This is a genomic window from Paenibacillus sp. 32O-W (genome assembly GCF_007679495.1).
Classification (GTDB): domain Bacteria; phylum Bacillota; class Bacilli; order Paenibacillales; family NBRC-103111; genus Paenibacillus_L; species Paenibacillus_L residui.
The window spans coordinates 132425-144552 of sequence record NZ_VEGP01000005.1; the positions used below are offsets into that span (position 1 = coordinate 132425).

Genomic DNA, 12128 nt, shown 5'->3' on the forward strand with positions numbered 1-12128 from the left:
ATTAAAATACAGTAATCGCGGTTCCCGGACCGGCCGAAATGACGCTGGCGCGGCGAAATCGTTTATAGTGTTTGCCGCAGGACTCCGGGATGGCCTCGAACGGATGATCCGGACCGGGCCGCAGCCTGCCTGACGCTTAACCCGATCATAGCAGGTCCTGCCGTGATGAGCAACTGCAGAAAGGAGGAAGCTTCCTGAAAACTGTCGGTCTTATTGTTGAGTATAACCCGTTGCACAACGGACATGTATATCATTTCGAGCAGTCCAAAGCCGTTACCGGGGCCGATGCGGCGATAGCCGTCATGAGCGGTCATTGGCTGCAGCGCGGCGAGCCGGCCCTGGTGAACAAATGGGCGCGGGCGGAGATGGCTTTGCGGATGGGCGCCGATGTCGTCCTGGAGCTGCCCGTCGCCTATTCTTCCCAGGCCGCGGAATGGTTCGCTTACGGCGCCGTGCGCGTGTTGAACGATTGCGGCGTAGTGGATTCCCTATGCTTCGGCAGCGAAAGCGGCAGCATCGATTGGCTGTCCGGTCTGGCGGAACGTCTATACATAGAGCAGGATGACTTCCAACAGCGGCTCGCCCGGCGGCTGGAGGAAGGAATGAATTATCCTGCCGCCTACAGCGCCGCCATCCGGGACTGGGTCGGTGAAGAGGGCGGACGTCTGAACGAGCCCAATAACACGCTCGGGCTTCATTATTTGATCGCCTTACGAAGGCTGAACAGCCCGATCATCCCCGCCACCATTGCACGGCACAAAGCCGGCTATCATGACCGGAACGCTTCCGACGCACACATCGCCAGCGCAACGGCCATTCGCCAATGGCTGGGCAGCGGCCGGCAGAAGGCCGGACTGGAGAAAATCCGCTCCTATGTTCCTTCCTATACGCTGGAGATTCTGCTGCGGGAGCTGGAAGCCGGACGGGCGCCGATTAGCTGGGGCCGCTATATGCAGCCGCTGCTGAACCAGATCGTCACCCGCTCCGTGGACGAGCTCCGGCTGGTCCATGAAGTCAGCGAAGGACTTGAGCACCGCATCAAGCGCTGCCTGGCCGGTTGGCGGCCGGACAAGTCCGAAGCTTCCACGGCCGGGGAAGCCGCCTTCGAGGCCCTCATCGAGCAGATGAAGACGAAACGGTATACGCGAACGAAGCTTCAGAGAATGCTTGTACGGATTCTGTTGAATCACCGAAAAGCGGAGCTTACCCGGGAATCGCTGGCGGGCGGGCCGGGATATATCCGGGTGCTCGGCTTTTCCGCCAAGGGCCGTTTGCTGCTCCAGAGAATGAAGAAGGAGGCGGCCTGTCCCGTACTCGTCAAAATCCCGGGAGAACGCCCGCCTTTTCTGGAAATGGACATTCAGGCTGCAGGCGCCTACTCTCTCGGATATTCGCAGCCGTCTTCCACCGAGCTGCTGCGGGACTACTATCAGGCTCCTTTGCGCATAGGCTCCGAATAAGCGGTTTTCCCCGATGCTTCCGCTTTGGGAGGCAATGATTTCAAATACTCCAGAGCGTCATCCATCGTTTTCACGGGAACGATCTTCATGCCGGTTTTGAGCTTCTCCGCCTGCTCCTGGGCGATCGTCGCATTCAGAATCGGCTTGAAGGTTTCTCCGGGGCCGGGCAGCAGGTCCTCCGGAGCAAAGAATATATCCGCTCCTTGCCGATGGGCCGCCACAACCTTGAACTGAATCCCCCCGATCACTCCTACGTTCCCGTCGGAATCGATTTCCCCCGTCCCGGCAATCTGGTAGCCTTTCGTAATATCTTCTTCCACAAGCTGATTATAGATTTCCAGCGAGAACATCAGTCCGGCCGAGGGGCCTCCGATGTTTCCGGCCTTCACTGTAACCTGCTTCGCCTCGTCCTCGGGCTTAACCTCCTGCAGGGTGCCGATCGTGACGCCAAGGCCGCTTCTCGGCTTTCCGTCCTGCGTTCCTTCATCCGCCGGAAGCTCCGCCAGCTTCAGCGTCTCCGACCTCGTCTCCGTTCCCCGCCGGAAGGTGATACGAACTTCTTCTCCAGGGGATTTGCTTTGTAAATAAGCGGTCAATTCGGAAGCTGCTGCGGCCTTATGCCCGTCCACGTCCTCAATGAGGTCGCCCGCCTGCAGTATTTTGTAAGCCGGCATATTCTGAAGAACCTGCAGCACGATGACTCCGGTATTTTCTATCCGGTAAGGAACCCCCGCTTTCTTGTATGCGGCCTGGATAGCATTGCTTTGGGAAGTCGTCATATTATATTCCTGGCGCTTATTATATTCCCGGTCGGTCTCCCCCTTGCGGTGAACCTCTTCCTTGGGACGAAGCTCATGAATATCGCTCCATTTGGCATAGAGGTATCCGATCAGATTGGAATCGCTGACCCCGACGGTCGTCAGCATGAAGGAGCCGCTCTCCGGCTGGCCTCCCTGCTTGATTTCGATCATCGGTCTGACGTTTTCCGCTGATCCCGGTTTATAAATGTAGTATGGCAGCGGAATGAAATAAAGCAGGCAAAAAACAATAACCCCGACCAAAACCGGGGCCAAATACCAGCGGACCGCGGAATTCCCGCGCCGCCTCAGCTTGTCATTCCGGTTCCATCCGGATGCTCCCCCTTGAGTATGATCCGCCAACTCGATCCTCTCCTTTCCATATACGAGGCAGGCTTGTTCTATTTCCCCGCCGCTTGGCGTAAACATGTAGCAGAAACGCTGGACGGAGGTGATTTTAATGCGAAAATGGATTCCGTCGGACAGCCGGTCGTTCACTATTTTACTCGGAGCGTTAGCTATTATTCTTGTAATGTTTATTGTGATCTATCCGGATCAAATATTTAAATCTTCCTTGCATGGATTGACCATATGGTGGACCTTTGTATTTCCCGGCCTGCTCCCATTTCTCATCCTGTCCGAAATGATGATTGGCCTCGGTCTCGTTCATGCCTTGGGAACGGTGCTAGAGCCGGTGATGAAGCTTGTCTTCCGGCTGCCCGGAGCAAGCGGCTGGGCTCTGGCCATGGGGCTGACTGCCGGGTTTCCGGCGGGAGCCGATGTCACCGGCCAGCTCAGACGGGAAGGTGTGCTCAATGCCTCAGAAGCCCAGCGGCTGTTAGCCGTGAGCCATTTATGCAGCCCCGTCATCATGATTGCCGTTGTGGGGGTAGGTTTTCTGCAAAGTCCGGAGGCCGGCTTCATGATCGCCGTCGTTCACTATCTGTCCGCATTGGCGATGGGCTTTACGCTGCGCTGGACGGATTCATCCGAGAGAACTTCCGTCCCTTCCGGCTCAGGCACCGAAACCGCTGGCCGTAATCACGGATGGCTCCGCCGTACGGCCGGGTCCTTGCGCTCCGCCCATCGGAAGGACGGGCGGACATTCGGCAAGCTCCTGGGAGATTCCGTCACCTCCGCCGCACAGAAGCTGCTCGGGATCGGCGGTTACATCATCCTGTTTTCCGTGCTTCATCGCATCCTTGTCCTGGCATTGGGCCCAATAGTTTCAGCAGAGCCGGTGAATACCCTGCTGTCGGCCTTCCTCGAGCCCCACCTAGGGATGTACGGAATGAGCCGGCTGTCGTTTCCGCTGCTGATGACTGTAGCCGTAATTGGTGCGATTCTTGGCTGGAGCGGGTTGTCCCTGCATGCACAGGCCCGCAGCCTGGCCGGCAACAACGGCATTCGCTATTCGCCGTTTATCCTTGCCCGGCTCCTGCATGGAGCTTATGCCTTTATTCTGACCGTGCTGCTCTGGAAGCCGCTGACCGCCACTTTCGGGGTCGTCGGGACCTTCGCTATGACGGATACACTGACCAGCCCGCCGAATGCTGCCGGTTCGCTTCTGTCCGACGCGGGCGCCTTCTGGACCCAGGGGCTGAAATTATGGCCGCTGCTTGCCAAGCTGTATGTTTTTGTTGCGGGCATCTTTGTGCTCCTCATATGTATATCACTGATTAATCGCGCTTATCGTAAGAAAACCGGCTAGCCAAAATCCATTCACAGAATGGTCCTTCTGTCCTGTTCGAGGCATAAATGCAGCAACATCCGGCCGCGTCGATGAATGACCAGTTTACCAATACAACAACCATCTTCCGAAAAGACGGGCAAAAGTGCATGTCTTTCCGCGAAACGTAACAAATACCCGGAAAGACGAGCAAAACTGCAGTACAATAACCGGAAAAAGCCGAAGATATGCAAAATAGTTAAATTTACCTGCACATTTGCATGTCTTTGGCTGATTTTAATGGAAATCCTCGTAAAGACCTGCACTAATGCCGGTTCTTGCCTGCCGATAACGATCTGTCGGCTTTCCTCGGCACATCGAGACAAGGATACACAGCCTCTCAAAGAATCATCGTATTGGTATGAATGATTTCATTCGCCGCAACACTTCTAGCGCGTCCCGAATTTCTGCCTCAAGGCCTGCTCCACCACTTCGGGCACGAGATCGTTTACGGGGCCGTGAAACTGGGCGATTTGCTTGACAATACTCGAGCTTAAGTACGAATACTGGCTGCTGGCCATCATGAAAAATGTTTCGATATCGGAATTCATCTTCCGGTTAAGAGCAGCCATCTGCAGCTCATACTCAAAATCGGATACTGCCCTCAGGCCTTTGACAATGACTCTGGCGTTGCGCTCGCTCATATAATTTATAAGCAAGTCGTCAAAGCTGTCTACTTCCACATTAGGCAGATGTTCGGTCACCTGCTCCAGCAATTGTTTACGTTCCTGAATACTGAACAACGGCGTTTTGCTGGAATTTTTCAATACCGCCACAATGACCTTTTCAAAAACCTGCGATGCTCTCTGAATAACGTCCAGATGACCGTAAGTGACGGGATCGAAGCTTCCCGGACAGACGGCAATCGTATGCTCTTGGTTCAGTTTATTCATGCTGGTCAACTCCTTCATTCGTGTGCAAACCGCTCTCCGGGATTTCGCTTACATATCGATAAACATAAATGGCCGTATCTCCATAGACGGAGTGGCGAACCTGGGACAGGCCTCCGATTCGGGCCTCATAATGCCGGGAGGCATCGCATTCGATCAGCACCGTTGCTCCGGGCTTCAGGAGTGCCAGCTCTTCCAGCATCCGCGCAAGCTCGTCCAGCTTCTTCATCCGGTAAGGAGGATCCAGCAGCACAAGATCGAAACGCATCTCCCTTTTGGCCAGCGCTTTGAGCGCCCGCGTTGCCTCGTTGCGGTAAATTTCCGCACGGTTGTCCAATCCCGCCGACTGCACGTTCTCGCGAATTACGTCAACGCTCTTCTTCTCCAGGTCGACGAAGATCGCCCGGTCCATCCCCCGGCTGAGCGCCTCAATTCCAAGCCCGCCCGTCCCCGCGAACAAATCCAGTACCTGTCCTCCGTCGAAATAAGGGCCGATCATACTGAATATGGCCTCTTTAACCTTGTCCGCCGTAGGTCTCGTTCCGGTGCCGGGTACTGCCTTCAGCGGCCTTCCTTTGGCTGTTCCTGAAATGACTCTCATCCGTTGACCCCTTTTTTTTGCGTATGTCATTCGTTGCTATATTATCACATATTGTTGCCGCGTTTTACAAAAAAATTTTTATCCCGGATGTATATTTTCACGGCAAAGGGTCAATCCTGACAATATCGACATTAGAGTAATGTCGTAGACAACCGCGGAGAAGGCTTACGTTTCCCCATAAGCTCTTCGTCCGGTTTCTCCTCTCCCATGAAAAGGGCGTCCCGCAAGGGACGCCCGATTTATTTTTGTCGGGAAAATCAAAAATTATCGAATTCCGGTTAATTCTCACTTCGGGTTTGATCCGGTTTTATTTTCGTCTGATTCGAACTGCTTAATTTCGTGAGCTGACGGTTCGTCTGCGTTAGTCGTATGGTTATTCATGCCGTCTTTAAATTCCTTTAAGGTTCTGCCCAATGCGCGTCCTAGATCAGGAAGTTTTTTCGGACCGAATAACAATAACGCAACGACCAAAATCAATAATAAATGACCCGGGGTTAAAATATTACGCACCATAAAATCATCGCCCTTCATTCTGAATAGATTCCTCTTGCGTTACTATTTGAAATCAAGTCAACGGATACAAAGATTTTTGCAACTTCTAAGTAGGTTATTTATTTTTCTGAATGAATCGTCAAGTTAGAAGCCGGTGCTTTCATTTTAGACGCTCCGTTATCTGCTTTTCACAACTACACGATTCTTAAATTGCATGGCGATTCACCGATTGGATAGCCAGTATGTTTTCTTGACGGAACACCCTCGGCCCCTGCTGCTCCAGGCAGTAAGCCCGGACAATTTGACCATCCACGGACTTAATCTTTACTCTGCGCTTCGTAAATCGACTGTGACGATCAAGGTAAATCATCTCGATTGTTTGCCCCACATACTTCCTGATATCCACAATCGCTCGCCTCCAAACAAGAACATTTGTTTGTATTATATGCGAACGTAAGTTTTATATTCAAGTGGTAAAAAAGAGCAAAGATTGATTCCGGACTGCGGGTCTTTCCATAACCATCCCCGCTTCGATTACATGCTCCAGCATAATCGTTTCGTAACCTTCAGAGGTCTTCACTACAGCACGTTCAGGAGCCAAGCTATAAATTCCGCCGGCCACTCGCCTTATTCCGCCCGATTCTTGTATCAGCAATCGTATCGGTGCCTTGTGCTCCATGGAAAACCGGACAAGATCACGAATCAGGCAGCTTGCCCCATCTTCTCCCGATAGAGCCGGCTTCCCCGTGCATGGCTCCGCCTCTTCCTCTTCCGGCAGCGTCAGCGTCATCGATCTGTACCATAAATGGAAGTCTGTTCGCCTGGCATTATTCACGCTGCTGCACCTGCCTTCCCTTCTTCTTCTCCGCCCATCAACAGAACGTACGTTCTTATTATAGTTTACCGGGTACCATTAAGCAAGAAAAATCGGGAAAGCAAAATACTGTTTTCAGGATGCCTATTAATGACTATTAAGAGAAGCTACGGCAAGAAAAAACTGATCACAAGCGTCAGCAGCACAAAACTGGTCAACAGCACATACAAATAGTCCTTTTCCGCCAGAAAGACAAACAATGAAATCGCCACCCGCAATACCGGAGTCAGAATGAGCAGAAACAAACCCGCCATCATTAAGGCGAAAGGCTTCAAAGCCGCTACCCCCGTCACGATATCGAATAAAGCGGTCGGGTAAGCTCCCTCCGGATAGCCGCTGTCTCCCCTCATGATAAAATAGATCAAGCCGGCCAGAATAACGGCTCCGCTAATCGCCACCCCCGCCCTCAGCCAACGGCTGACGGCCAGCTCCACCTCCGCCGCGCGATCCCTTGTCTGCGGCTTTCCAGCCATTTGCCCCTGCTTCTCAGTCATAACTGTCCCCCCACTCCCTGCACAATCATCTGTATGGCCACATAAGCGAGAATCGGAATGAACAATTTGCGGATGGTCTTGCTTTTCAGCTTCTGCATCACCTTGGTGCCGATCATCGCTCCCATTAGAACCCCCAGGGCAACAGGCGCGGAAATAACGGGATCGATATCCCCCCGGAAGAAAAATACGCCGGCGCTCGCCGCTCCCGTAACCCCCATCATGAAGTTGCTCGTCGCACTGGATACCTTCAACGGCAGCTTCATGAATACGTCCATGGCCATCACCTTGAAGCTTCCGCTGCCGATGCCCAGCAGTCCGGAGATCACACCGGCGCCGTACATAACGCCAAACCCTCCGTAGACGTTGCCTACATTGTACGGAACGGTCTGCTGCAGAGCTTTGTCGTAGTATTCTCCCTGCAGCTTCAATTTCCCGGCCATGGGATGAAGCGGGACTTCCGCCGGCAGCTCGTCTTTTGTTTTCTTGATCATGGCCAGGACGGAATACAATAGAATCAGTCCAAAAATGATATACAAAATACCGGGCGCCATCAGCCCGCCGATAAATGCTCCCGTTATCGCTCCGATCGTTGTCGCTACTTCCAAGAACATTCCGACTCTCACATTTGTTATGCGGTCTCGAATATACGCAATGGCCGATCCGCTGGAGGTCGCAATGACGGATATGATGCTCGCGCCAATCGCATGCTTGATATCCACGCCGAAAAGCAGGGTCAGCGCAGGGGTAACGATAATTCCGCCACCCAAACCCAGCACCGCCCCCACCAACCCGGCCAGCACGGATATCCCCAAAATCTGAATCGCTATTAAAGCCACATTCTCCCCTCCCGAAACAAAGCTGTGGATACCCATATGTATATCATATACTTTACATTCGATCAATATATTAAAAATAAATTTTACAATGTAAATAAAAATAGGCGATCTAAACACCTTAAACTAAAGGCAAATAGCCATTCCTTCAGCACAAAATGTTATAATAAAAGCTAAATTCAACCTTAAGGAATGATGATATGCAATTTAAAAACCTGGATAAAACCGATACCCTGATCTTGAAATATTTATCGGAAAACGGGCGCTTGAGCAACGCGGAGCTGGGGCGTCTCGTGAACCTGACCCGCGCGGCCGTTCGGGAGCGGATCAACGAATTAATCAACGATGGGGTCATTGACCGTTTTACGATCATCGTTAATCCTCTTAAAGCGGGGAAAATGCTGTCCATGTTCTTTAATATTGAAGTGGAATGGCCCAAGCTGCAGCAGGTGGCCGATGAATTGATCGCTGCGGAAGAAATTACGAACGTGTATCAGATGAGCGGCAAACCTCACCTGCATGTTCATGCCCTGCTGGACAATCCTGAACACGCGGAACAATATCTCAAGAAGCTGCAGGCGATTGAAGGCATCGTGGATGTTCAGAGCGAGGTTCTGATCGCACGGTATAAAGAGCGGGGAGGCCTGCTGATTTAAATTGATCGGTCTGACAATAAAGAACGGCCGCCGTATTTCCGTCGAGATTATCTCTGTCGACGATACGGCGGCCGTTTATCCGTTATAGAATCAGCTTGCTTTCTTTGGCTTTCTCCAAAAATTTGTCGCTCGATTTGTTAAATGTTTTCTTCAGGGCGACGCCCATTAGAAATGCGATTCCTACATAAATGAATAGAATAAGCGCATGCTTCCCGGCGACGCTCCACAACAATCCGCCCACCGCCTCCCGCATTATGGTGATTGCATGCGTGAAGGGCAGGAACGGATGAATTTTCTGGAAAAATTCCGGTGCCATCTGGATTGGGAATGTTCCCCCGGAACCGGACAGTTGAAGCACCAGCAGAATGATCGACAAAGCTTTGCCCACATTGCCGAATACGGAAACAAGCGTATAGACGATCATTACGAATACTGCGCTAATCAACAGCCCGAACAATACAAACCAGACCTTGTCGACTACATAGGTTTTCAGCAGGAAGATATCCCCCAGCGTAACGATAAGCGACTGCCCCAGCCCCAATGTCAGGAAGGTGAAGAAACGGCCGAAATAAACCTCGTAGCTCTTATAGTCCTGCTTGTTCTCCACATCGGCCCTTAACAGCGAGACGAGCAGCAGAGCGCCGACCCATAATGACAAGGTAGTGAAAAACGGTGACATGGCCGAACCATAGTTAGGAATCGGGAACAGCTTGTGCTCCTCAAGCTTAATCGGATGGGAGAAGAAGTCGCTTTCCTTCTCGGCATCCAGGCTTAACAGGTCCATGATCTGATCGAGTGTCCCGTTCTTCTCAAAGTCGCGGATACGGTCGGCAATCTCCTTCAGCTTGGTTTGGGCAGCGGGAAATTTATCGCGAATTTGAGCAATTTCCTTCTGCCCCAATTCGACTCCCTCACCGGCCTTCAACAGAAGATTCTCAATATCCGGCAGAGCCTCATTGGCTTCGTGAATAACGTTGTTGGCCTTGCGCACCGTTTGCTGTGCGGCCGCAGACGCCTCATCGAAAGCCGGAGCGAGCTTGGTCTCGTACAGCTCCACCAGCTCTCCGACCGATTGATCGATTTGCTTGGACAGCTCGTTGACACGTTGAACGAGCTCTGCTGCAGGCTCTCCGCCTTCCTCTACCGCCTCATAAGCCTTGGCCAGCACTTCCTTCAATGTTTGAAGGCGCCCTTGTATGGCTTCCAGCCGTTCTGCGGCATCGCGCAGCGCTCCATCCTTCACGGCTGTCTGGGCTTGATCCAACGCACCGATCAGACGGCCTATAGCAGCCTGGCCGCGATCGATTCGGGCCATCCCTTCCAGCAGCTTCGTTCTCACCTTGCCGGTATCTATAGACAGAATCTTGTCCGTCAGGGTGACGGTCTTCCGCGCTGCTTCCTGCAGCTTATCCATCTCCGCCCTTACTTGCTTGTCAAGCTCCGCCGCTCGGTTCAACGCCTCCTGCAATGCCGGAATGACAACGGGGTCGTAGGCTTGAATAACCTCCCCAAGCAGGCGATCCGTCTCCTTGAGCAGCCCCGTGATATCCTCAAGCAGCTCCTTCGCAGGCTGCTGTCCGTTCTCGATCAATTGCAGCGCTTGATCCAGTCTTTCCTTCGTATTCTCCAGACGCTTCTGGACTTCCTTAAGCACCGTAACGGGATGCTGCAGAAGGTCTTTGCCCGTCAATGCGTCAAGCCGCTCCAGCCCGTTGATTAATCGCCCTGTTACCGTATGGCCGGCATCGACCCATGAGGTGACCTTCTCCAAATCTTGTTTGGCACGTTCGGCATCGAACGGCATGTCCAGCAGCTTCTCCACCGCCTGCTCGCCCGCCTGAACCTTCCCCTGCAGTTGAGTAAGCCCTTCTTTAAGCTTCGGCGCTCCCTGCTTCGCCTTCTCGACAGCTTCCTGCAGAGCGGGAAGAATTTGATTGTCGTGAAGCTGAATAAGCTGGCCGATCAGACGATCTGCTTCCCCGGCAAGGTCATGGATTCGTTGAATCAGCTCCCGTGCCGGTTCTTCTCCCTGATTAAGCACACGGACTGCGGCAGCCATGGCATTCTTTAATTGCCCCAGCCGGTCATGGGCCGTGATCAGCGCCTGGATAGCCTCCTGCAGCTTTCCTTCCTCCGTCACCAGAGTATCGATCGATTTCAACACATCCGTCAGCCTTTCCAACCCTGCCGAACCTTTATCGATAAGCTCCATGGCCTGCCCTAATCCGCTTAATAGGGTATCCGCGTTGATATCCGAAGCGATCAGCACATCTGTCAGCTCGCCCGTCATCCGGGCAACCTCCTGAAGCGTCTGCAGATCGGCCTGAATAGCCGGAGCATATCCCCTTATGACACTGTCCCCTTCGTAAAGCAATTGCTCGAATTGCTGGCCCAGCGTCTCGGCATGCTGCCCTATCTCCTTAACTTTGCCCAGCCCTTCATCCACCTTGCCCACGATAAGCTCGGCCTTGTCCAGGTCCGTCTGTGCAAGCTGGATCATCCGCTCGATTTCCGGCAAATCGGCCTCGAGCTGGAAGACCAGCTTCTTCATCCGCTCCATGGCAGGAAGATTTTGTTCGATTTCTATACCCATCTCGTTAAAGGCTTTGAATATCGCGCCATTGGCCACCTTGACGAAGTGGCTGCTGACGTTCTCGACAATGCCGGATGCGCCGGCCGATGTCACCTTAGGCGCAATGGCATTTATTTTTTCATTAATAAAATAATCCAATTCCGGCTTCTCCGGGTTGCTCGTCAAGACGGATGTAATCTTCTCCGAGAAATCTTCCGGGATGACGATTCCGGCATAGTAATCGCCTTGCTCCACCCCGCGCAGCGCCTCTTGCTCGTCTACGAATACCCAGCCCAGCTTATCATTTTCCTCCAGCGATTTAATAATTTCATCGCCAACCCGCAGTTCCTTGCCTTCCAATGTCGTCCCGCGGTCCATATTGGAAACGGCAATGGGGACGTCCTTCGTATTGGAGTAAGGGTCCCACGAGGAAATAATGTTAAACCAGGCGTACAGTGACGGTAAAAAGACAACAGCAGCTATGACGATCAAAGCTGCCGGATTCCTTGCTATATTTCTTAAATCTGTACCGAAAATTTTCAAAATGTTTTTCATATTGTCCAATCTCCCATTTTTCTCTCTCTATTGGCCGTACAATGCTCCGTCTCTCCATCCGCGAAGTTCATACGAGCCGAGTCTCCCGTCTGTTGATCAGTGAACTACCCACCACTTAAAACCTTACGGTTTTTGAAGTGGAGGCTTCTCGACTTATCGTTGCTTTTAGTAGCCA

At 52.5% G+C, this 12128-nt stretch carries 12 protein-coding genes; 3 read left to right on the forward strand and 9 right to left on the reverse strand.

The window, feature by feature from the left end; all coding sequences use genetic code 11:
• Positions 1-194: 194 nt before the first annotated feature.
• On the forward strand, positions 195-1460 hold the full coding sequence (locus FS806_RS03580; protein ID WP_144933244.1) for a nucleotidyltransferase: 1266 nt from the start codon (positions 195-197) through the stop codon (positions 1458-1460).
• Here FS806_RS03580 and FS806_RS03585 read toward each other — a convergent pair.
• Positions 1430-2755 (reverse strand): SepM family pheromone-processing serine protease, encoded by a 1326-nt coding sequence (locus tag FS806_RS03585; RefSeq protein ID WP_260981964.1) that lies wholly within the window; start codon positions 2753-2755, stop codon positions 1430-1432. The two genes, FS806_RS03580 and FS806_RS03585, sit on opposite strands and share 31 nt — an antisense overlap.
• Between FS806_RS03585 and FS806_RS03590 the strand changes: the two genes are divergently transcribed.
• Entirely contained in the window at positions 2718-3968 is a 1251-nt protein-coding gene (locus tag FS806_RS03590) for a nucleoside recognition domain-containing protein (RefSeq protein WP_144933245.1), read from the forward strand. The two genes, FS806_RS03585 and FS806_RS03590, sit on opposite strands and share 38 nt — an antisense overlap.
• Before the next feature lie 407 nt (positions 3969-4375).
• On the opposite strand, the gene coaD is transcribed toward FS806_RS03590, so the two are convergent.
• The 7 genes from coaD to FS806_RS03625 form a co-directional block, all read right to left on the reverse strand.
• Positions 4376-4879, reverse strand: a complete 504-nt coding sequence (gene coaD / locus FS806_RS03595; protein WP_144933246.1) for a pantetheine-phosphate adenylyltransferase — start codon at positions 4877-4879, stop codon at positions 4376-4378.
• Positions 4872-5477 carry a 16S rRNA (guanine(966)-N(2))-methyltransferase RsmD gene (gene rsmD, locus FS806_RS03600; protein WP_144933247.1) on the reverse strand — a complete coding sequence of 202 codons (606 nt, stop codon included), beginning with the start codon at positions 5475-5477 and terminating at the stop codon, positions 4872-4874. The genes coaD and rsmD overlap by 8 nt, the downstream gene beginning before the upstream one ends.
• 285 nt (positions 5478-5762) lie before the next feature.
• Entirely contained in the window at positions 5763-6008 is a 246-nt protein-coding gene (tatA, locus tag FS806_RS03605; RefSeq protein WP_304505315.1) for a twin-arginine translocase TatA/TatE family subunit, read from the reverse strand.
• A 166-nt stretch (positions 6009-6174) separates the two neighbouring features.
• Positions 6175-6375, reverse strand: a complete 201-nt coding sequence (locus FS806_RS03610; RefSeq protein ID WP_144933248.1) for a hypothetical protein — start codon at positions 6373-6375, stop codon at positions 6175-6177.
• 60 nt (positions 6376-6435) lie between these two features.
• Positions 6436-6804 carry a hypothetical protein gene (locus tag FS806_RS03615; protein ID WP_144933249.1) on the reverse strand — a complete coding sequence of 123 codons (369 nt, stop codon included), beginning with the start codon at positions 6802-6804 and terminating at the stop codon, positions 6436-6438.
• A gap of 146 nt (positions 6805-6950) precedes the next feature.
• Positions 6951-7337: a DUF1634 domain-containing protein gene (locus FS806_RS03620; protein WP_144933250.1), complete on the reverse strand. Its 387-nt coding sequence runs from the start codon at positions 7335-7337 to the stop codon at positions 6951-6953.
• Positions 7334-8209, reverse strand: coding sequence for a sulfite exporter TauE/SafE family protein (locus FS806_RS03625; protein ID WP_144933251.1), 876 nt, complete (start codon positions 8207-8209; stop codon positions 7334-7336). The genes FS806_RS03620 and FS806_RS03625 overlap by 4 nt, the downstream gene beginning before the upstream one ends.
• Before the next feature lie 161 nt (positions 8210-8370).
• Here FS806_RS03625 and FS806_RS03630 point away from each other — a divergent pair, with 161 nt between their 5' ends.
• Positions 8371-8826 (forward strand): Lrp/AsnC family transcriptional regulator, encoded by a 456-nt coding sequence (locus tag FS806_RS03630; protein WP_144933252.1) that lies wholly within the window; start codon positions 8371-8373, stop codon positions 8824-8826.
• An 82-nt stretch (positions 8827-8908) separates the two neighbouring features.
• On the opposite strand, the gene FS806_RS03635 is transcribed toward FS806_RS03630, so the two are convergent.
• Complete coding sequence (locus FS806_RS03635; protein WP_026326534.1) at positions 8909-11953, reverse strand: YhgE/Pip domain-containing protein; 3045 nt, start codon at positions 11951-11953, stop codon at positions 8909-8911.
• Positions 11954-12128: the final 175 nt, after the last annotated feature.

Coding starts and splice junctions, on each gene's coding strand:
- FS806_RS03625 (WP_144933251.1), bottom strand. CDS start 8,209: ATGGGTATCCACAGCTTTGTTTCGGGAGGGGAGAATGTGGCTTTAATA.
- rsmD (WP_144933247.1), bottom strand. CDS start 5,477: ATGAGAGTCATTTCAGGAACAGCCAAAGGAAGGCCGCTGAAGGCAGTA.
- FS806_RS03590 (WP_144933245.1), top strand. CDS start 2,718: ATGCGAAAATGGATTCCGTCGGACAGCCGGTCGTTCACTATTTTACTC.
- FS806_RS03635 (WP_026326534.1), bottom strand. CDS start 11,953: ATGAAAAACATTTTGAAAATTTTCGGTACAGATTTAAGAAATATAGCA.
- tatA (WP_304505315.1), bottom strand. CDS start 6,008: ATGAAGGGCGATGATTTTATGGTGCGTAATATTTTAACCCCGGGTCAT.
- coaD (WP_144933246.1), bottom strand. CDS start 4,879: ATGAATAAACTGAACCAAGAGCATACGATTGCCGTCTGTCCGGGAAGC.
- FS806_RS03620 (WP_144933250.1), bottom strand. CDS start 7,337: ATGACTGAGAAGCAGGGGCAAATGGCTGGAAAGCCGCAGACAAGGGAT.
- FS806_RS03630 (WP_144933252.1), top strand. CDS start 8,371: ATGCAATTTAAAAACCTGGATAAAACCGATACCCTGATCTTGAAATAT.